Annotated in this window: 19 protein-coding genes and 1 pseudogene; 1 reads left to right on the top strand and 19 read right to left on the bottom strand. The window is 39.0% G+C overall.

Annotated elements, in window-relative coordinates; genetic code table 11:
• Positions 1 to 248: 248 nt before the first annotated feature.
• The 5 genes and pseudogenes from IEW26_RS14970 to IEW26_RS14950 form a co-directional block, all read right to left on the bottom strand.
• A complete protein-coding gene (locus IEW26_RS14970; RefSeq protein WP_188592995.1) occupies positions 249 to 608 on the bottom strand; it encodes a hypothetical protein in 360 nt (119 codons plus the stop codon).
• A 104-nt stretch (positions 609 to 712) separates the two neighbouring features.
• Complete coding sequence (locus IEW26_RS14965) at positions 713 to 1,618, bottom strand: SDR family oxidoreductase (protein ID WP_188592994.1); 906 nt, start codon at positions 1,616 to 1,618, stop codon at positions 713 to 715.
• A 409-nt stretch (positions 1,619 to 2,027) separates the two neighbouring features.
• Positions 2,028 to 2,375 (bottom strand): annotated as a pseudogene (locus IEW26_RS30860) (transposase); the annotation flags it as partial.
• A gap of 41 nt (positions 2,376 to 2,416) precedes the next feature.
• Positions 2,417 to 3,271, bottom strand: a complete 855-nt coding sequence (locus IEW26_RS14955) for a glycosyltransferase family 2 protein (protein WP_188592993.1) — start codon at positions 3,269 to 3,271, stop codon at positions 2,417 to 2,419.
• A gap of 22 nt (positions 3,272 to 3,293) precedes the next feature.
• The gene (locus IEW26_RS14950) at positions 3,294 to 5,063 is read right to left on the bottom strand and encodes an HAD-IIIC family phosphatase (protein ID WP_188592992.1); all 1,770 of its coding nucleotides are present in this window, start codon (positions 5,061 to 5,063) and stop codon (positions 3,294 to 3,296) included.
• A 323-nt stretch (positions 5,064 to 5,386) separates the two neighbouring features.
• On the opposite strand from IEW26_RS14950, the gene IEW26_RS14945 reads away from it, so the two are divergent.
• Positions 5,387 to 6,091, top strand: coding sequence for a 4'-phosphopantetheinyl transferase family protein (locus IEW26_RS14945; protein WP_188592991.1), 705 nt, complete (start codon positions 5,387 to 5,389; stop codon positions 6,089 to 6,091).
• A 156-nt stretch (positions 6,092 to 6,247) separates the two neighbouring features.
• Here the strand turns inward: IEW26_RS14945 and IEW26_RS30760 are convergent, their stop codons facing one another.
• From IEW26_RS30760 to IEW26_RS14875, 14 genes are all read right to left on the bottom strand, one after another.
• Complete coding sequence (locus IEW26_RS30760; protein ID WP_373288495.1) at positions 6,248 to 6,334, bottom strand: FkbM family methyltransferase; 87 nt, start codon at positions 6,332 to 6,334, stop codon at positions 6,248 to 6,250.
• 5 nt (positions 6,335 to 6,339) lie between these two features.
• Positions 6,340 to 6,600: a class I SAM-dependent methyltransferase gene (locus IEW26_RS14935; RefSeq protein ID WP_188592990.1), complete on the bottom strand. Its 261-nt coding sequence runs from the start codon at positions 6,598 to 6,600 to the stop codon at positions 6,340 to 6,342.
• A gap of 10 nt (positions 6,601 to 6,610) precedes the next feature.
• Positions 6,611 to 6,967, bottom strand: coding sequence for a hypothetical protein (locus tag IEW26_RS14930; protein ID WP_188592989.1), 357 nt, complete (start codon positions 6,965 to 6,967; stop codon positions 6,611 to 6,613).
• 157 nt (positions 6,968 to 7,124) lie between these two features.
• Positions 7,125 to 7,997: a class I SAM-dependent methyltransferase gene (locus IEW26_RS14925; RefSeq protein ID WP_188592988.1), complete on the bottom strand. Its 873-nt coding sequence runs from the start codon at positions 7,995 to 7,997 to the stop codon at positions 7,125 to 7,127.
• A 4-nt stretch (positions 7,998 to 8,001) separates the two neighbouring features.
• Positions 8,002 to 8,847, bottom strand: a complete 846-nt coding sequence (locus IEW26_RS14920) for a DUF6492 family protein (protein ID WP_188592987.1) — start codon at positions 8,845 to 8,847, stop codon at positions 8,002 to 8,004.
• Entirely contained in the window at positions 8,848 to 9,975 is a 1,128-nt protein-coding gene (locus tag IEW26_RS14915; protein WP_188592986.1) for a glycosyltransferase family 4 protein, read from the bottom strand.
• Positions 9,976 to 10,019: 44 nt separating this feature from the next.
• Positions 10,020 to 10,913, bottom strand: a complete 894-nt coding sequence (locus IEW26_RS14910; protein WP_188592985.1) for a glycosyltransferase family 2 protein — start codon at positions 10,911 to 10,913, stop codon at positions 10,020 to 10,022.
• A 98-nt stretch (positions 10,914 to 11,011) separates the two neighbouring features.
• Complete coding sequence (locus IEW26_RS30755; protein WP_188592984.1) at positions 11,012 to 11,419, bottom strand: GDP-mannose 4,6-dehydratase; 408 nt, start codon at positions 11,417 to 11,419, stop codon at positions 11,012 to 11,014.
• A 307-nt stretch (positions 11,420 to 11,726) separates the two neighbouring features.
• Positions 11,727 to 13,229: a class I adenylate-forming enzyme family protein gene (locus IEW26_RS14900; protein WP_188592983.1), complete on the bottom strand. Its 1,503-nt coding sequence runs from the start codon at positions 13,227 to 13,229 to the stop codon at positions 11,727 to 11,729.
• Positions 13,198 to 15,087 (bottom strand): ABC transporter ATP-binding protein, encoded by a 1,890-nt coding sequence (locus IEW26_RS14895; RefSeq protein ID WP_188592982.1) that lies wholly within the window; start codon positions 15,085 to 15,087, stop codon positions 13,198 to 13,200. The genes IEW26_RS14900 and IEW26_RS14895 overlap by 32 nt, the downstream gene beginning before the upstream one ends.
• Positions 15,088 to 16,914, bottom strand: coding sequence for an ABC transporter ATP-binding protein (locus tag IEW26_RS14890; protein ID WP_229729875.1), 1,827 nt, complete (start codon positions 16,912 to 16,914; stop codon positions 15,088 to 15,090).
• Positions 16,915 to 16,974: 60 nt separating this feature from the next.
• Positions 16,975 to 17,232, bottom strand: coding sequence for an acyl carrier protein (locus IEW26_RS14885; RefSeq protein WP_188592980.1), 258 nt, complete (start codon positions 17,230 to 17,232; stop codon positions 16,975 to 16,977).
• Positions 17,233 to 17,355: 123 nt separating this feature from the next.
• Positions 17,356 to 19,293, bottom strand: a complete 1,938-nt coding sequence (locus IEW26_RS14880; protein WP_188592979.1) for a carbamoyltransferase C-terminal domain-containing protein — start codon at positions 19,291 to 19,293, stop codon at positions 17,356 to 17,358.
• A gap of 46 nt (positions 19,294 to 19,339) precedes the next feature.
• Positions 19,340 to 19,718, bottom strand: a 379-nt coding sequence (locus IEW26_RS14875) for a hypothetical protein (protein WP_188592978.1), incomplete at its 5' end; no start/stop codon positions are given.

The following is a 19,718-nucleotide window of genomic DNA, read 5'->3' as shown; positions in this document are numbered from 1 at the left end:
ATCGAACCCCTGACCTCATCACTGACAGCAATGGAAACTTATTATGGTACAATAGGTCCGTTTGTGAAAAAGCCTGATTCTATAAGGTTTTTCTAAGGTACATATACGATCGTTTAGGCTCTTTTAAGCTTTTAAGGGGTAATATGATGGTTTCGTCCCCAAGAGAGCAGCTCACATTCATTCTTTCGAAACATCCAAAATATTTACGAATAGACAGTAATGCAATCCCTTACGACCTTTTATAAGTACTAATCTGAACAAGGATAAAATTCACCATCCATCTCAATAACACCATCAATCTGCTCAACAATGCCCTCATTATCATCACCAGTTATACTTAACAAAAATGCCGAATGTATTAAACTGTCTGTAAGAATATCTTCAAATAATTTACCGCGCTTATAGGTATCCTTCATTACTAAGAGTGCACTTAATTTATCTTTAAATCTCTCTTTAGCCTGTCCTAATTTCCGCATCTCAGTAGCTTTTCTTAAACATTCTTTTCTTATTTCTTGTTCAGCATCCTTGTCAATGAATCTTTGATATTGACTAATTGCTGTATTCCATGTACAAACCCTTCGAATTCCACCACTCGCTTCAGGATTCAATACCCAACGATCAATCTCATACTTATTATGGATGGTCTATCAACCGTTACAATACTTTCAAAATCATTTAAAAGTGCAGTACTAACTCCTGCTCTTAAATTAACTTACTTAGTTTTTACATAATCGTAGTAATCATTTTTTAGATAATCGTAAAGTCCTTGTTTCCAATTGCCCATTCTATTTAAATTTCGAAGCATCAATTTTTTATTTATCAGTTTTTCAGAAGAGGGTCTTTGAGCAAAATATTCATTTTTAAAATAATTAGAATCTACTTTTGTTAATTTTATTTCGTTCGTTAGATTTAATACTTCTAGGATTTCTTTAGCAACATCGAATCTGGAGCCGTCTCCTTCACAAACCATATTATATACACCAAAATAGTTCGTTTTTATCAACTCATAGATATTATTTGCGAAATCTTTCGTGTAAGTAGGTGTTCCCAGTTTGTCATCCACAACATATAACTCTTTTTTTCCATTATTAATTTGTTCTATGATTTTCTTGACAAACTTTTTATCTTTACTTTCCCCCCCTCCCATCATCCACCCTGCTCTACACACATAGTATTTATCATAATTATCCACAACATATTTTTCACCTAAATACTTGGATCGTCCATAAACATTTAACGGATTGGGAGTGTCCCAATCATCATATTCTTCTTTTTCCCCATCAAAAATTCCTGCAGTTGATATATATACTAATTTTGCCTGTAATTCCTTCGCTACTATAACGGAATTCTCAGCGCCAATCACATTAGTTAAATATGCATTTTCTTGGTTTTCTTCGCAGTACTCCAAATCTGTTAGAGCAGCTAGATGGATGATGACATTTGGTTTAAATTTATCAGCTTCAATCATATATTCTTCCAAATCCCTTACATCCAAATATGATAACCAATGTTCATTTATATTAATGTCAGTTGCTTTAACGGTTGAATCCTTTGAAAATTTATTATAAAAGGCTTTCCCCGACATTCCACCGCATCCGGTTATCAATACTCTATCCATATTTTTTCCTCCCACTAAAAAGTAATGTTTTGGGCCTGTTTTCTCATTCATTCTTAGATTTACAACTTTGACAGGTTAGAGGTAATGGAGAAAGGTTGGTCTAGTACCATTTTTTTCATTGAAGCCGGTGACGGGAACATGGCTTGGACTCAATTTTTTTCAAACTGTGGATAATGCTTGTGATCGCACAGTGGATCTCCACATCTTCCCTTGGGGTTTACCCTCCCATGTGATGCTGGGTCCTATCCCCTTCCACTCCTTCGTTCTATTTGCCAAGGGGTAAAGCCGGTTATTATTCCTATACGGGGGCGTCCCTTATGGAATTTTATTCTTCGGCTACTCCGGTGCTTCAAATGTCAAATTGTACTTCTGGGAATGACTTGAGATTCAGGTTAATGTTTGCTTGAATTTATGCTCCACACTGTTGCAATTGGGCTTGTCGTAACGGTCCTAAAACATCTACTGCGTTGTACTCTTTCTACTTAGTCCCCAATGTATGACGCGTATTAGTTTTCCACAGAGCGCGATAAGCGACTGTTTTTAGAAACGCATTAACCTTCTCATTCTTTGCTACCATTGGCATTATGCAACGAAACAGCAAAGTCCTAAGCCTGGAGCGCCCACATTTGGTAATGCCGGTCTTTCCCTTGCGTTTACCAAAGCTTTTTTCTTTCAGATTCAAGCCCGACAGCCGGATGATTTGTTATCCGTGCTCATATTGACTCAAATCGCCAACCTCGGCAAGAAATCCTGCAACGACGAAATTTGTAACAATAATTATATAAAACGCTACCTATTTCATATTTTTTTTCGAGCCAAATTTAGGATTTCTACCAAATTACCAGTTATATAATAACTAAATAGAATTGCACCCATTCCAAACTTTGTTATTTCATATTTTTTTTTATTAGAATGAAAGTTCCTTTTGAATTCTTTTATAAAACCATTAAAGAATGACTTCCGGCGGATTTCACACCTTCCTTGCCAAAATGTTCTTCGAGAAAGATATCTGAATGTGTATCTTTTCGGGTTAATATGATGTTCAATAGCCAGCTCTTGGCGAAAAAGTCCTTCAGTATGATTTTTTGCACAATACTCTTTTATAAATGTAGTATCATCGCCAGCTTGTAATTGACCATCCTTCCTACCAAGATTAATTTGAAATAAAATATTTTTGATTTTTGCTTTTTTTAAGTTATAGCCAAAATTTCCTCCCCAAATTTTCTCTTGATTTATGTGAATTCCAAATAAAGCGGATTGCCCTTCAGGTAACCAATTTGGAAGCTTTGGATAATTACGAGGAAGCAGTAAAGGACCACCCAACAAATCATAACCTTTTTCAAACCAAATTTTATAACTCTCTATCACATTATCAATTAGTACTGTATCATCATCAAAAAAAATGATGTACTCATTCTCTGCCTTCTCCATCGCTACATTTCTGGAGTACGACAACCCCATATTTTTTTCATTTGTAATTAATAGAATTCCATTTTCATATGCAAATCTACTAAGATCTTCATTCGTATATTCTTTACCATCCAGAATAACGATTATTTGATCATCAACTATATAAGGTAGTATGGAATGCAAGAATGTTAATGTAAGCTGAGGACTTATAGTACAAGTTGCAATTGACAATTTTTTAAGCACGTTGCTTATTCACCTACTTTGTCTATATTCTTTTACCACGAGCAACAGAAAGTTCCTTTTCAATTATTGAGAGTATCTCGTCTGCCATTTGTTTGTATACAAATCTTTTATAATGATTAATATGATTGGAGTGATCCTCTTTACTGCTGATATATTTATTCACATCGAGTAGAAAGGTGTTTGGAAGATTTTTAATAGTTTCCTGAAGTGCTTTATTCATACTTTTGTACCTATTGTGCCGGTCCTTTTCTAATGGATTAGGATAATCTACTTCACTACCATTTATAATAATTAATATAGTTTGTTGAGGCAGATGGTTTCGAATCCAACAGATGTTCTCGGAGAAATCTTTCTCGCTTATTGGACCGAGACGACGAAAGTAATGGAGGAACCATTCAAAAAAATGATCATTGATTTCATATCCCGACCATGATAGAGCACGCTCTTTAAGCGCTTCCCTATCTTTAGGCTCTGTATATGACAGTAAAAAATCTTCATAAGCAATCTTTATCAGATTGTTTTGCTTTAATGAGTAGACACCAGCGAAATAATCCATTAATACACTAAATATAACAACGTTATTATCAGTATTAAAAAAATCCGTTTGAAACATTTGATTTTCACAGAAGGGGATTTTTTCAATAATAGGTGAATATTCACTTTCTGTAACGTGATAGGGTAACTTTAGAATCTCGGTATGTTCTCTTCTAATCGGAGCCTTGGAATCACTAGAATGATAGTTGAATTCTTTGATTAATTCTATATTTTCATATTTCAAATAATGATAAATTTGTTCAAGATCACACCCCCCTTTTAGTAAACACTTGATTCTATATGAAGCTGTTTCTGATGTATTATTGCCTTTGATGCTTGTGTTATCGATGGATTCTAGTTTAATCCACGAAGGTGTATAATCATTTTCTAATTCAATGGCTGTTTCACCACATTTTATAATTTCAGGAAATTTTAAATATGAGTATATCCATTGTTCTATCCCCATATTTAAGACACGGCAGGAAAACAAGAAATGAATAAGTTTTCCCTGTTTAATAGAAAAGAATCCGACTATTCCGTAATCACCGTACCTATCAACAACTCTTATTGTTGCATTTTGAACTGAACTATCCCTCAATAAATGATTCAATTCATTAAGTGATATACGATTTTTTGTGAAATTCAATTGATTTGTTCTATTTATTAATTCATCAATTCTATCGATATGCTTGGTGCAATCAAAATCAATAAAAATCCTTATTTCGCTTTGTCTTAAGAACTCCTCGTTCGAACTCAAGTACTCGATTTCTTCTTTTTTCTTTTCGAGTATCTTATAGTATTGAAGTCGTTCGTCACTACTACCAGTGCTCTGAAACACAGGATAGGAGGGGATTTGGTGAATGCTTTCGGGATATATAGTCCAAATACCAGGATTCAGACTCTTGACTTCATCAAGATTTGCTGCAAGATCATCAATAAACAATACATTATTAGCACGGAGCTTTGCGCTATTTATTATATTTTTCACCATTTGGCCCTTTGGTTTCCAACTAATTTCTGGAAACACAAAATACTCCCACAGTCCGTTTTCAGTAAGGTAAGATTTCACCACTGAATATTCATTTTTAGAACAAATTGAATTCACTATGCCACGCTCAGTTAATAATTTAACAATACGTATGTTTTCAGAAATAAAATCGACTTCTCCTTCTTCAAGAGTACCCTGCCAGAATGTATCGTCCAGATCCCATATTACTAATTTAATGGGATCGGTTATACTATGAAGTTTGTGCTTCAACCCTTTCACTTCCTTAGTTAAGTTTCTATATACTTCGTCCTAATCTTTTATAAATCGACTTAAAGGAGTATGGAACAAACGGAAAGTTTGTCATTTAGAATTCACCTTTATTTGAAGTCGTTTTTGCTGCATGTGACTACACAACTTCGAGCGAGTGGTGTTTACAAAAGCCAGAATCCTGTGTTATCATTTTGAAACAATCTTTGAGACACTAGACTAACTTTGTTTGAAAAATCAGATAATATTTTTCTCCTTCTTTAATAGGTTGCTTCTTTAATCATCCCTAATAGCATAAAATATCTTTTCAAAAGGATCCTTATTTCATGGTAAAACTACTCGCGCTCAAAGTCCCCTCCGTTATCAGCCAAAACAATTACAGCCTTTTACTGAGTAGCCTTACGAATGAAGAGAGACTGCTCATCAATACATTTAATTCCACTCAGGATGCCTACAGATCTTTATTGGCGAAAGTAATGGTCCGATGTGAATTATCGAATAGATTTGATCTTGCAGTTAATGAAATCAGAATCTCGTCAAATAAATACGGTAAACCTCTTCTAGAAGGGCTAACCTTTTTCTTTAACGTTTCCCATTCTGAGGAATGGGTTGTAGCCGCATTCGACGACGAACCAATAGGCATTGATATAGAGAAAATTCAGCCTATCGACTACTTGAAGATTGCCAATCGTTTCTTCTCCCGCGAAGAATATACAGATTTAATTGCAACTACACCAGATCAGCAGCTTCAATACTTTTATGACCTTTGGACATTAAAAGAAAGTTATGTTAAACAAATCGGCTTAGGTCTTAAGATGCCTCTGAACACATTTTCTATTCGGAAGGCAAACACTTGTTGCTTTGAATTTGCGGGTAAAATGCCAAACTATTTCTCAGGCCCCTGCTTCCACCAGTATAATGTTATTCCGCAATATTGTATTTCGGTATGCGCATCAAAGCAGGCTTTTCCGAAAACTATTGATTTTATCGGGATTGAAATGTTGACGAATGTACTCAACCGGCATTACTGATTTACTGAACGGCAAACCGCGTATAATACCGTTTCATAAGGATCATCCTGATGATGGTGGCCTATGTAGAATTTATAATCGAACTCCTTGAATTCTTTGGAAATATACAGGGGATTTCGTAAATGTCTTGCATGATGGTACAAACAAATTTGCAATTTAGGTTTCCATTTTTTTATCGTATTTTTTGTCCCCCCTTATTGCTTCGAGTTCAGCACCCTCGATGTCGAGCTTAATTAAGTCGATCCTTTTTAGCTGAATGCTCTTACTATAAAAGCGCTTGACGGTTCGAAGGAATGGATCGAACGTTTGTTCAGCAAAAACGAAGCAAAAATTTCTGCCGTATCGCCAATGTAGGCACCTCCATCGATAATGACATCATCCTGGGAAGGCATGACAACCAGGTGGAAGTATTGGTCGTATGTTGTTGCGTGCAAATACTTCGTATCCCGTGTTAGCTGGTATAGCGTAATGCTGTCCAATATTTCTCTCGATTCGGAATCCTCGAGCATTTTGTAAACCTCATGAATTCTGACCAAGGCTTGAACCATCTCTTCCCCAGCGTATACGGTGATTGTTTGGCCAGCCTTTGGATAATTTATTCACAGCCACATGATGAATTATGGGATTAATCAAGATTTTTATAATGCTTTTAATTAGTCGATTCAAGTCACCTAAGTCAAATAGCCTTTCGTTGTCATATCGTTCATCTGTGCTGGTTACGTCTTCTCCACAGTAGCCCAGGAAAGGTATGGCAGCATTTTCGAGCAATTTTTTCAAGTTTTTTTGCCGTGGTCCCAACCCAAAAATGACAACCTCTTTCTCTTCCGTCATCTTTGCAAGAATACTATAGAGCCAATTCAAATAATCTTGTCTCATTGAATCACTCCCCATAGTCTTTCAAACTCATCAGTTCGTAACCGGCAGACTTCCTTCACTAAATCCATATTTCCTCCCCATTGAGACAAATGAGAGGGAAACAAAATGGAATCTTGAATTCACCTTAACAACTGATACAAACAGAATTGACACAATCTCAGCGATCTAGCAGATACTCCTGACAGATTAGTTCATTTATCAACATGGCTGAGTCTACTCTGTTAGTTCCAAAGCATGAACTGATCTCATTCAGCCCGATAGCCTCCTTATTTTTGAGCTCCTCCGGCAAATGAAATATTCGTATTTGTGCGCCTTTATAGATGCTAAAATCATCCTGATATCCACCAATGTATTCAAACGGTTGTATTAATCCCCTTGAGTCAAGACCCAACCAACTGTTATTGCATTTGAACACCTTGTCCTCTATTTCTGATGCACGATACGGCCTGAAAAAGATAGCCCCAAAGAATGCATGCTTGTTACCGCAGTTATCCATCGTAAGGATCAAATCATCCCTTTGTTTAAACCATTCTTGATTTAATCTGTCATGCCGTGGTATTAGATCGTATTGATAAGGACGGAAGAGCATGAAGCCAGACTTATCAAAAAATTCCGTGTAATCATGCCCCACTCCCCCACTTACTTTATACTTTTCGATTAGCACAAGTTTTCCGCCGGGTCGAAGAAGTTGAAACATATGCATTGCATTATCCGTGAATTCTCTCGGACTCAATCTATAAAGGGAATGGAATGCGTATATCGTATCGAATTCTCCTTCGGTTCGCACATCAGGATTTGACGCAGTATGGATAGTTGATTGCGGCGATTCATTACGAAGATAATCAGGAAAGACATCCGAGTTGATGCATAAAACGCGTTGGCTGGTTCGAGAGCGTGCATGGTTGAAGGCCCATGCGTACCCCCACATTTCCCCTTGATGATCACCAACACTGTGATGGTAACCATTCCGATGAAAGAAGGAAGCAAATACATCTGAATTGAACTCTGTTAGCCTTGCCCATCTGAACATGATGTCACGCTCCTATTCCCATTGCTTCGAATCGTCTAGTTAGTTCAATCGTATCGAAAGACTTGTTTACAAAATGCGCGACATGGCAGTCGTACTGGAATCTGCGTAGATCATTAGCACTATGAAGATGACGAACAAACTTACACTCTGAATTTCGAATCGGAACACTATCATTCAGTACATCCAAGATGTATACGGCATAGAGGGTCCATTCGCCAAACGCTGTTTTTTCAGAGTAGGTATCACAAGAATCCGGAACGACAGATGCTAAGGCATTATTCCCATATAATTGATTAAGATAATTCATTAAACTTCTCAAATATTGGCAATCAAAAATCATTAACTCCATGATGAAATCCCCTAGAAGAAATGCTCGTTTAGGTGTCGTTTGCAAAATTTCCGAAATATTTTCAACCCGTTTCCTTTCGTAGTGCAAGTGTATACCAGGAGTTGAATATCGATTAAAATACAACACGGCCTTATCATTCTCAAATAACTCATCATAGGTAACCGGCTTCAACATGACAGTATCTGCCCCGAAGCAACAAACATACCTCGTACTACAGATTTGCTCGACTTGGAGTTTTATTATTTGTTGCTTGAGCCAGCCGGGCAAATTCATCATTTCCGCTGTTAATACTTCGGAATCGTTCAAAAGAACAATCTGTTCCTTATCTATTTGCCATTCTTCTAGTTTTCGATCAATTTCATCGGGATCCGGCGTAACGATATAAATTCGCTTTAAGGGCTTGAAATTTTGAATGCACGACTTGATTGCATATTCCAATATGAAGTTAATATCATTTCGCGCGGCACATATCAGAACATCTATTTTTTCTAATTTATCCATCTACAAGGCACCTTTCCACAAATCAATTATTTTTTTCATATTCTTGTCGACATCATAATTGTCTAATAAAAACTGCCGTGACTTCTTAGCTTTTTTTTGCAGTGGATAAGGGTTATTAGTGAACGATTTGATTGTTTCGGATAACGCGAGCACGTTCTCTGGCTCTACCAGTTCCCCTAACTCACCGCCATCGAGTGCCTCTTTGATACCAGATACAGAGGATCCGATTAATGGTAGCCCTTTGGCAAGCGCGACCAGTATCGTAAAGGGTAGCCCACCCTCGTGACGGCTTGGCGCAATAAATACATCAAACGATTCCAATGCTTCAGATAGATCTTGTTGCCAATTAATGAATGAAACCATTCCTTCGAGACCGTAATTATTTACCATGTTTTTCAACAACTGTTCATCCTCACCGGCACCTATGATTGTAAAATTGATCTTGCTTCTGGACTGTTCATCTAACAAGTTTATAGCCTTGATCAGGATATCAATTCCCTTCTGCTTAACGAACCGCCCCGCCGTTACCGCCTTGATAACCTTGCCGCTAGCTATGGTATTATTGTCAATCTCTAGAGAAGTAGGATCTACTTTAATGGATGACGGAACATAAATGATTTTCTCGGCAGGAAAACCGTAAACCCTAGATAATAATCGAATATTATCTCTGCATACCGTTGTAACGGCAGTAGCTTGTTCATACAATTCATGTACCCTTTCATGAATCCCTGGTGCAAAATGTGGCTGCTCCGGCACGAAAGCTTCGGTGAAAAATAAAGGGATACCTTTTTCGATCGCGATTTCCCTAGGCGTAATTGCGCTGCGAGGAGAACCACAGAACACGTGGATAATATTCGGTTTGAAGAAATTGATCGCATCCAACGTCGCCTTTCTGCGCTGATACTTATCATAGTACCCATGGTATAACGGTGCACGAACGACTGGGACGCCACTTTTCGTCAATGTTCTGCCAAGTTGGTCCGAACCACTCGTATCATTAATCAATGCACTGATGTTCCAGCCCTCATTTCTACCAGCAAGAGCTACATCAATCAAAAATGTATCAGTGCCACCTTCCCCTGTAACGTCTGTAATCAATAGTACATTATTATCCCTATGTAGCTTCATTTTCCTATCCCCGACCCTTCTTAGAATAAAGTGGTATTATGTTATCATTTTATTGTCATCGTAATCGGCTCCCGCTGCATAAGCGTCTCCGTGTTGAAACCTCCGAACATGTATTCGAATCGCTGCAGAGTAATTTCGCCAAACATAAAATCTTTAAGCAATCTGCATGGAACGGTTGGGTGCTTCCTCTCCACAATGTCCATGCTCTGTTCGATCATTGTTCGGTAGAAACTTTGTTCCCGAGGGTGCGGAATATGAAAATTTATTGCATCCGAGCAGCTATAAAAGAAAACCCCTTTGTCTTGAAGTCGCAATGCAAATTCGAAATGTTCGAAGCCCCATGCTTTGAAATCCGGATCAAATCCATTGACCAGTTCAAAATCACGGCGAGTAACGCAAGAGTTTCCGACGAGGAACGATGACCATCTTATTGGCGAATCCGTAAATCCACGATGATCATACAATTGAGTGATTTTGTGGTAGTATACGGAATCCCTAGAGTACTTTTTTATTTTATTCCAATCTAGTTCCACACTGAGATCGAGCCATTTCTTAGATCCAAAGAACTCTAGCGGTCTCCCAATGATCGCACAATCGCCGTAATGATTCCTAACGTTAGCAATGCTAGTAATATAATCCGGGTCTGGAAACCGATCGGCATCACAAAATATCAGGTTATTTGATCGCGCATTCTCGACTCCGATGTTCCGTGCACATGCCCGGCCTTTGTTGGTCTGATGAATGAACTTAAAGTTTCTAGGCCATTCCTTATGGGTAATATCTACTTCCAATTCGTCCGTGGATCCATCATTAACGATTATCAATTCAAATTTATCACTTGGGTAATTTTGTTTCTCGAACAAAGATAAGGTAATAAGTAACGATTCTTTCTGGTTATACACCGGAATAATAATGGAATATTCACATGAATGAATCATATAGTTTCAACACTCTCCAAGTATTTTCGATTGTTCATAGCGTTCTGAAAAACTCTTTTATCTCGTAAATAATTCTTACTTGCTCATCATTGGTGAGATTAGGATTTAAGCATCGCTTCGACGAATCCACATAAGTGAAATCTCGAACTTGATTTCCAGCCCAAAAACCCTTGTTTTGCATTTTTAATCAGTTGCCTAGGTCCGTAGGTATTTGTAAGGCGCAATATAACTGTCCTAATCCCATAATTTCGATAATATTGAAGGTGATAATATTCGGACGACAATTTGTTGATTGCGTTAACATCAGGCGGGTCTAGTGGATGCCTCTCATCAACTGGGAAGTATTGCGGTTTCCCGTACAACTGACGAGTGCTGCTTAGCACGATCAAGGCATCACAATTTTTCCTGCGACAAGCCTCTAATAGAGAAATATGAGATAGGATATTTAATTCCATATCCATCATGGGATCATCCATGCTATCCACATGGCTTAGCTGATCCGCCAAATAAAAAATATTTTTTTACCTTTTATAATGCCTTCTATTTCTACAAACTCTCTTAATTCCAATTTATGTGTCATGACACTATCGGCAATGAGCTCGATATTGTAGGGATTCCAACGTATCCGGGTATCAACCAATCTACAATTTTCACATTAGCTCCTTTTTCGCACAGCTTAATTGCGAGATTACTGCCAACGAATCGAAGTCCCCCCCCCCCGTAATAAGCACTTCTTTACCGTTAAAATCCACCTACTCCCCTCCTCTATATACATGAATGTAAACACTCGGATTAATTATTATTGAGATGGAATTAGTTACTTGTGGTCAAAAATGTTACATATTGCTCTGCTGCTAATTTTCTAGAAACTTTTCCGTTTGAAGTTTTGGGTATTGCATCTTTCAGCAAGATCTCTTGAGGACATTCATAAGGAGCCAGCAATTTAGCGCAGTAGTCGAATACCTTTGAAATATCTAAGCCACAGTCCTCTTCAGGCACAATATAACATACAATTTTATTGCTATTCACTTTGTCCACTACGCCGAAAACTAAACACTCCTTAATGCCTTTATAAGATCTGAGTACGTCTTCAACATAGTTCGGGTCGATATTATGCGAACCCCTTATAATCATGTCATCTTTTCTTCCAACTACGAACAGCTCGGAATCCTCGTCCAGGTACCCAATATCTCCAGTATTTATCCAGCCTGCCTGAATTTTTTGTTCTGTAGCTTCGTTATCCTTCCAATAACCGTTCATCATGCTATCCGATTTTACGAATATACATCCAATCTCGTTTACCTGGCATGTAAAGCCATCTTTCACTACTCTAATTTTGACGTTGGGAACAGGATGGCCAACTGACCCCTTCTTGCTAGGTTGATTGAGCTTCTGCATCGTAACACGAGGACCCGCTTCAGTTAATCCATATGCGTTAATAATCTTTGCGTTCGGCCATTTGCGTTCGCTCTCGTTCAAAAGGTCGGGGGCAGCTACAGCACCGCTAGACACAATTAGTTTTACTGAAGAAGACCGAGAATCTTTTATGGATCGGTTCAAGAGCCAGAGCAATGTCGGATTCAAGCCAATTATAGTTGGTTTGAGCTCTAGGATACGCTTCACGGTAACAGATATGGGTACCACAGGATTCAACATGAATACCGTTGCGTCCGCTCTTAATGCAACCAAAACTTCACACAATAAGGTAGAGGAATGGACCAAAGTCTTCGTGATCAAGAACCGATCTTGGCACGAAGGCAGGATCCAGTCCATGATAGATTGGACATTCTTGCACACTGCTTCATGAGACAGAGTGACGCCCTTGGGATGGCCAGACGTGCCCGATGTAAACAAGATAAAGGCAGGAACAGTCGGATCCTTTGGAGTATCAGTAAAATATTGACCAAACCGGTCAGCGTCCCAGTGACCGGAGGATTCGTCTAGAATTGTTATTCCATTCGTTTCAATCCTTAATGCTTCATCCATTATAATCCTCTCGGGTCTTGTCCCTGAGGTACATAAAATTTTCGCATCAACATTCTTAACCAATTTGATCAATTCGTTGAGAGGAAGTTGTGGATCTAACGGAATGACTGTCGCATTCAATATTAATCCGCTCATGATGCCTACAAAGAAGGACACACTATTCTCGCAAAGTACAGCTACGCGATCCCCTTCTACTACGCCGTTGGTTGTCAATGCACCAGCGAGTTTACCGATTCTAGTTCTGATCTGCTGATACGACCATTCTCCAGCATCGTCTACAATTCTAAACGTCCGATTCTCATCGCTCCACAATAACTCCTCGACTCTCAATATTCTCTCCACCTACGCCATTTATTTTCTTAACCTCTGAGTTATACGAATAACTTTCCGCCTGTTTCTTAAACATTTTTGCATATTCTCCATTAATCCCTATTAACTGTTCATGGGAACCTACTTCTTTGATCTCTCCTTTCTCGAATAAGTAGATTTTATCAGCCATTCGTGTGGTAGATAAGCGATGTGATATGAAAACGACAGTACGGTCTTTTGCGGCATCGAGCATAAGTTGGTTCAAATTGTATTCGGCAATGGGGTCTAGCGCGCTTGACGGTTCGTCAAGGATCACCACGAAAGATTCCTTAGCGAATACTCTTGCTATTGCTACCTTCTGACCTTCGCCGCCGGAAAGCAAGGTGCCTTCATCATCGAACTCACGCGTTAAGATCGTATCTCCCCCATGCTGTAACGTGCCTAATTTATTGTTTAACTCCACTAAACTTAAGGCTTTGTCGGCTCGTTGTTTCTCACTCTCCGCCATTTTGCGCATCATGACATTTTCATAAATGGACGCTGCATATAATTGCGAATCCTGGAACACCGCTCCGAATTGTTCTCTGTATTCTTTAATAGTGTAATCTTGAATGTTGACACCATTCAGCTCTATTCTACCGTCGGTGGGGTCGTACAATCTCAGCAATAACTTGATAAGCGTTGATTTACCCGCACCGTTATGACCGACAATCGCGATTTTTTCGTATGGATTAATTGTCATGTTAACATTTCGCAGCACGTAATCATCGCTATTTTGATATTTAAAAGAGACATTTATCAACTTTATTTCCGGAGAAGTCGTCAGTTTTAACGGGAGGCCTTCGGGCTTCTCAATATTAATATCCTTTTCCATAAATTTCCTGAAATGCTCTGTATACAGCCCAATACTGTGAGCAACAGAGAACGCGTCCTTGAATTGGTTTAGATTATCGAATATCGTTCTCGTTGCATTATTCATAGAAGCAAAATCCCCAATCGTGATCCGTCTTGTTACGATTGCATGGTAGCTTAGATAAGCAGGGGGGAGGAAAAAGATACATATACACCATACGAATACTTCATTGATGAACGATACGATAGCATCTTTTAGACCGTACTTGCGGGCAAGCGTCCTATGGTCGTCAATTGCTTGATTAAATTGCTTAATTAGCGGTTTTTTTATTTTTGTCATTCTCATTTCTTTGGCGTATTCAGATTGATAAAAAACTCTGCGAGAGTAGTTTTTCATACGCTCGATCGGATCTAGTTCAAGCCGATATTTATACTGAATCGAGTTTTTGAAATACTCTGCGGCAATACCCGCAATGAACGCGACCAAAGGAAAGACCGCCAGGACCGGATCAATCGTAACGATAACAGCAGTAATCGTAATGATACTTAACATTTTGGAGAGAATAGAAACCACATTCCCAATGCAGCGCTTTATATTATCCTCCGCATGTCCGCTAGCACGTATGAACTCGTCATAGAATGACGAATCGTCATAATAAATGAGGTCCATTTGTGATACCTTTGTCATGATCACTCGCTGAATGTGTCCCGTTATATCCTTTGATTTCATTTCATCTAAAAATGCTAAAACTTTTGATACGATCAAGGTTGTCGCTGTAATAGCGCAACAGAGTAAGATTAACCTGAGAATCTCTTCGTAGGTTTTCCCTTCTTTAACTGCGTCGATAATAAACTTGATTAACATTACATACATCACGTTGTTCACGACTTCTGTCAGTACGCTGATGGCAATATAAATAGAGTAGTATACCGGCGAGATCTGAAAGGAATATTTGAGAATAAACAAGTTGTTTCTAATAAACTGTCGAAACGTTCGGCTTGTCCCTTGACTGGTAGTTGACGCCATTTAGATAACATCCTTTGCTGATTCATAATTGATATATTTCTCAGCTTGCTTGGTAAACATCTCTGAATACTTATAATGATTACCCATCAGCTCTTCGTGGGTTCCTTCTTCTATAATCTCCCCGTCTTCCAGCATATAAATCCGATCTGCTAGTTTAGCAGTGGATAAACGATGCGAGATAAAAATCACCGTCTTATTGTTTGCAATTTCCATCAACTTCTGAAAAAGCTGATATTCCGCTATGGGATCTAAGGCACTTGAGGGTTCATCCATAACGATAATTTCCGAAGATTTGGCGAATGCCCGTGCAACTGCGATTTTCTGTCCTTCCCCTCCAGATAAGACTACGCCATCATTATCAAATTCTTTCGTCAGAACTGAATCGATGCCTTTATCTAACTTACTTAATCGCTCCTCGAAACCTGCTTTTTCTAAGGCTTCGAGCACTTTTATCCTATCCTTATCCAATTTAGCTTCGTCCATCAAAATATTTTCCTGTAAGGAGAGGGCGTATAGTTGAAAATCCTGAAACACTGCGGAAAAGCGGGAATAATAATCATCTTTATCAAACTGCCTGATGTCCACACCGTTATAAAAGATGCTGCCTTGCTGGGCATCGTAAAGCTGCATTAACAGCTTAATCAATGTTGTTTTTCCCGCACCGTTGTACCCAACCAAAGCAATCTTCTCACCCTTACTGATCTTTAAATCTATGTTTTTTAATACGGCCTTGTTCGAACCTTCATACTGGAAAGATACATTAATCATTTCCAGGCTCTCAAACGGAGGAGTTAAACCAGAATTGACGGTCGTCGTTACAGGCATCTCGTAGTTGATGAACTTTTTGATATTCTCGATATATCTACCATGCTGGGCGAAATAAGCAATCTCATATATAAGCCCATTAAAGCTCCAACTGACACTGTTTACTGCTGTCATGATCGAGACATACACCGCAATCGAGAGATTGTGGTTCACTACGATTTGGTAAGTAGAGTAGAGAGCCACCGCAAGGAACAGCAACGTATCCATGACGAGCACGTTCCAAATATCTAGTATTGTCAATTTAATTCCGTGTTTTTTCAGGTTTTGCCTCATTGCGCGATAACTATCTAATTGCTTCTTTAGGAAGATGTCTTTTATTCCAAACAACCGAACTTCTTGGGCATACTTTTTCTCATAGAATATTCTTTTGGAATAAGCAGCTATCCGTTCATCTTTCAAGAGAGACATGTCCTTTTCGTACTGAACCTTGTTCCTCATCAATCCTACCAAATAACTATTAATGATTGGCACAATTGTGAAAAATATAAGAGTCGGATCCCATGAGACAATTAGAATGACAGTGGCGGCAATTCCGATGAACTGACTGATAATGTAGGACATGCTTTCGGTCACTTCCTCAGCACGCCAACTCGATTGGTCCAGCGCTAAGGTATAATCGTTGTAAAAGTCAGGTTGCTCGAATTTATATAACTCGATTTCAGTTGACTTATTCATAATGCGACCGAATATATACCTGAATACGATTGGGTTGTTCCGAGAAATATAATAGTTGTAGCCTATATTCATCAAACCGATCAATGCTCTTACGACAATAATCATCGAGAGAATCCAGAACAAGTGGTAGAATGTTGTCCCGTTCTCAATGCATTCGAAAATATACTGCAACAAGTAAATGAAGAAAAATACGTTAAAAACCCTCTCTATAACGGACTTCGTTATAGATATGATAATTCTAGGAGGACTTGCTCGATAGACCAAGGCAATGACGAATAAGAGGTTTTTTAAGTTGTTGAATTTTTCCCCACCCAATAACTTATGCATGAGTTTGGTTCCTTCTTTCCGGTAGCATTCTTCATCGCTTTTGCTATGGCCCGCTATGCATTACGCCAAGTTAGTTCTGTCGTAAACATAGGTTACTATGGAATCGAACGAGTTGAACATCCGGTTATCTAGGTACTCGTCTTCAAATACAAAATCGAATTCTAATTCCAAATCCACCACAATTCCAATGAATTTTAATGAAGTAATTGCGGAAATGTCTAATCCGTCTTGCTGATTTGTTTCATCAATATTTAGTTCAATGTGTTTCTGAATTATTTTAGATACTTGATCTTTTACATTTTCTCTTGTATTAAGCATTAATATTTCCTCCCATTTATAGGAATTTATTACCATTAATCCAATGTCACAGTCCGTCCACTAAAAAGTTTCTTTACATTTTCGCATGGTTTTCCTTTAGAAAACGGCTTCTAACCGAGTGAATTAGGAATCCGCATAATTGAGTTTCTTTATGCCCTTGGATGTCATGTAAGCCAATGTGACAGCTCGTTGAACAGCTCTTGCCCCTCGGCTAGATGTTATATCAATTGATTTTAGTTGCGGGTGATTCATGTACATCGAAAGTTTGTTTCTGACGATTCCGTATGGGTTTACCTCAGCTAGAATGTCGACATCGGTCGTAACGTCTCTAGAGAAGAACTCAAGCCAATTCAAATTATCCAATGGTTTGATTTCCTTATAATGTTCATGATTTTGTAATTCGACTCGCTTACCGTTCAAGTAGATAACTTTGATATTTTTTCGCAACGCAAAATTAATTGCTTCCTCTGCCCTGTTGATAATAGGCTCGCTGTTGTCATTTAACGAGGTATTGCACACGATCGGTACGCCCGTCTTCTCGTAAAATGCCTGTAAAACGCTGGTCAGCAGAGGGTTAGCACTCTCCACCATCGTTTGAATCCGTGCGGATTGATCGAGATGGCATACTGCTGGCACCTGCTCCGCCTTGTCTTCCTTGATCTTGAACGTATGCAGCATAAATGGGGAAGGATAACAATCCTCGAACCATTCGTCCATATGCTCTTCCAGTACAATTGGCGCTACCGGTCTCCACCATTGCCGCTGTTTGATGATGTTCAGCTTGTCTTTTGCCATCCCGCTTCTCGGATCGACGATAATGCTCCGGTTCCCTAATGCACGGGGACCGATTTCGCTTCTCCCGTTCAGCCATACGATAGGGCTCTCGATGATGTCCTCTGCCGCTTGACTTGGGTCAAATTCACGAACGCTCTTGATAAACTTCGAGTACAGACCGCCTTCTGTCACTTGAGCAATATCAAACTCCTCATCGCCATGATAGGCATGTTCAAGCGTGAAATCAAACTTACCCATCTTCTTATAGAACGCGTACAGCGCGATCCCGAGCGACATGCCCGAATCGTTGACGCAAGGCGGCGCTATGAAGTCCTTGAATCTGTATTTGTTCATCAAAAAGCTGTTCGTTGGACAATTCAACGCATAGCCACCACTCATCGACAAATGATAATTTGATGGGTCTAGGCCGTATTGATTGACGATCATCTGGACGTTCCGGTCCATCATTTCGATCGATCTCTTCTGTATTACCTTCATGACCATGCTGATCTTGTTCTCTTCGATTGTAAATGACGGATCGAAATAATTGAAAAGTACGCCCTCATCTTTCAGCTCCAGTGCATTTACTGCAGCGATTAATTCTTCGACATAGTTGTTGACTCTGTCAAGAACATTCGCTTCGGAAATATCGATTTCGAATGGATAATCGATCAGCATTTCGCTTTTGCTGGCATTAGCTAATGCCATCAATGTCCCTTCTCTTAACTTTAATGAAAAAGTAGCCATCTGCCAGAGAGCACCTGGACCCATCACTGGAAATATGTTAATTTGTCCTCGATTAACAATGCAGCCACAATAAGTGTACTCAAACCATTCGTTATCCGGTTCAACTACTACGTCTGGACTACCGTCAACGGCAAATCCAATAATGTTTTCTTCATAGAATTTCTTTGAATCCGTAAGAATGCCAGAGAACAAATGACTAACGCTGTGATAGGCAATAGAAGGGTACTCAGTATACGAATGATAGTCGCTGCAGGTAGCTAGTTCTGGAGTCCCCCAAACCTCGACCATATCGTCTATCGACAAATCGTATTGGTTGAGTAATGTATTAATAAATTTTTTTGCGCTGACCACGTCTTTAAATGCACGGTAATGACCTTTATTCCTTGTTAATCTCTCTAACTCCCAATAATGGACTAGCTCTATTTTTTCACCTGTTTTTTTCCATAGCGAGAGGTTGTGATCGTGCCTTACACTAATGTCCATAGCGTAGGCTAATTTGTTCACAACGAGATATGCCGCTAAGTAATAACCATCTCTCATCTCAACCCCCCCTAATTCTCTTTATTTATTTAAAATATTGCCAAACTTATAGATCGCACGTGACTGCAGGACGGATCTTTTTCTTTTCCATCATCTTGTAAGCAATTGAACAATACCTTATCAATTCTCTAGCACCCTTTTTCGTTGTGATGTCTATGGTTTGTCGCATGTTCGGTGTCGTAAGATACATGACGATCATGATACGGGAAATATGGAACGGATTCACTTCAGCCAGGAGAGCTTCATCGGTCGTAACTTCTCTAGAGAAGAATTCGCTCCAGTGTTGATCACCCAAGGGTTTGGTTTCCGTATACCTCTCATGATTCTGCAACTCGACTCGCTTACCGTTCAAGTAGATAACTTTGATATTTTTTCGCAACGCAAAATTAATTGCTTCCTCTGCCCTGTTGATGATAGGCTCGCTA

Source organism: Paenibacillus silvae (assembly GCF_014639235.1).
In the GTDB taxonomy this organism is placed as follows: Bacteria; Bacillota; Bacilli; order Paenibacillales; family Paenibacillaceae; genus Paenibacillus; species Paenibacillus silvae.
This window is presented reverse-complemented; position numbering and strand designations above follow the sequence as displayed.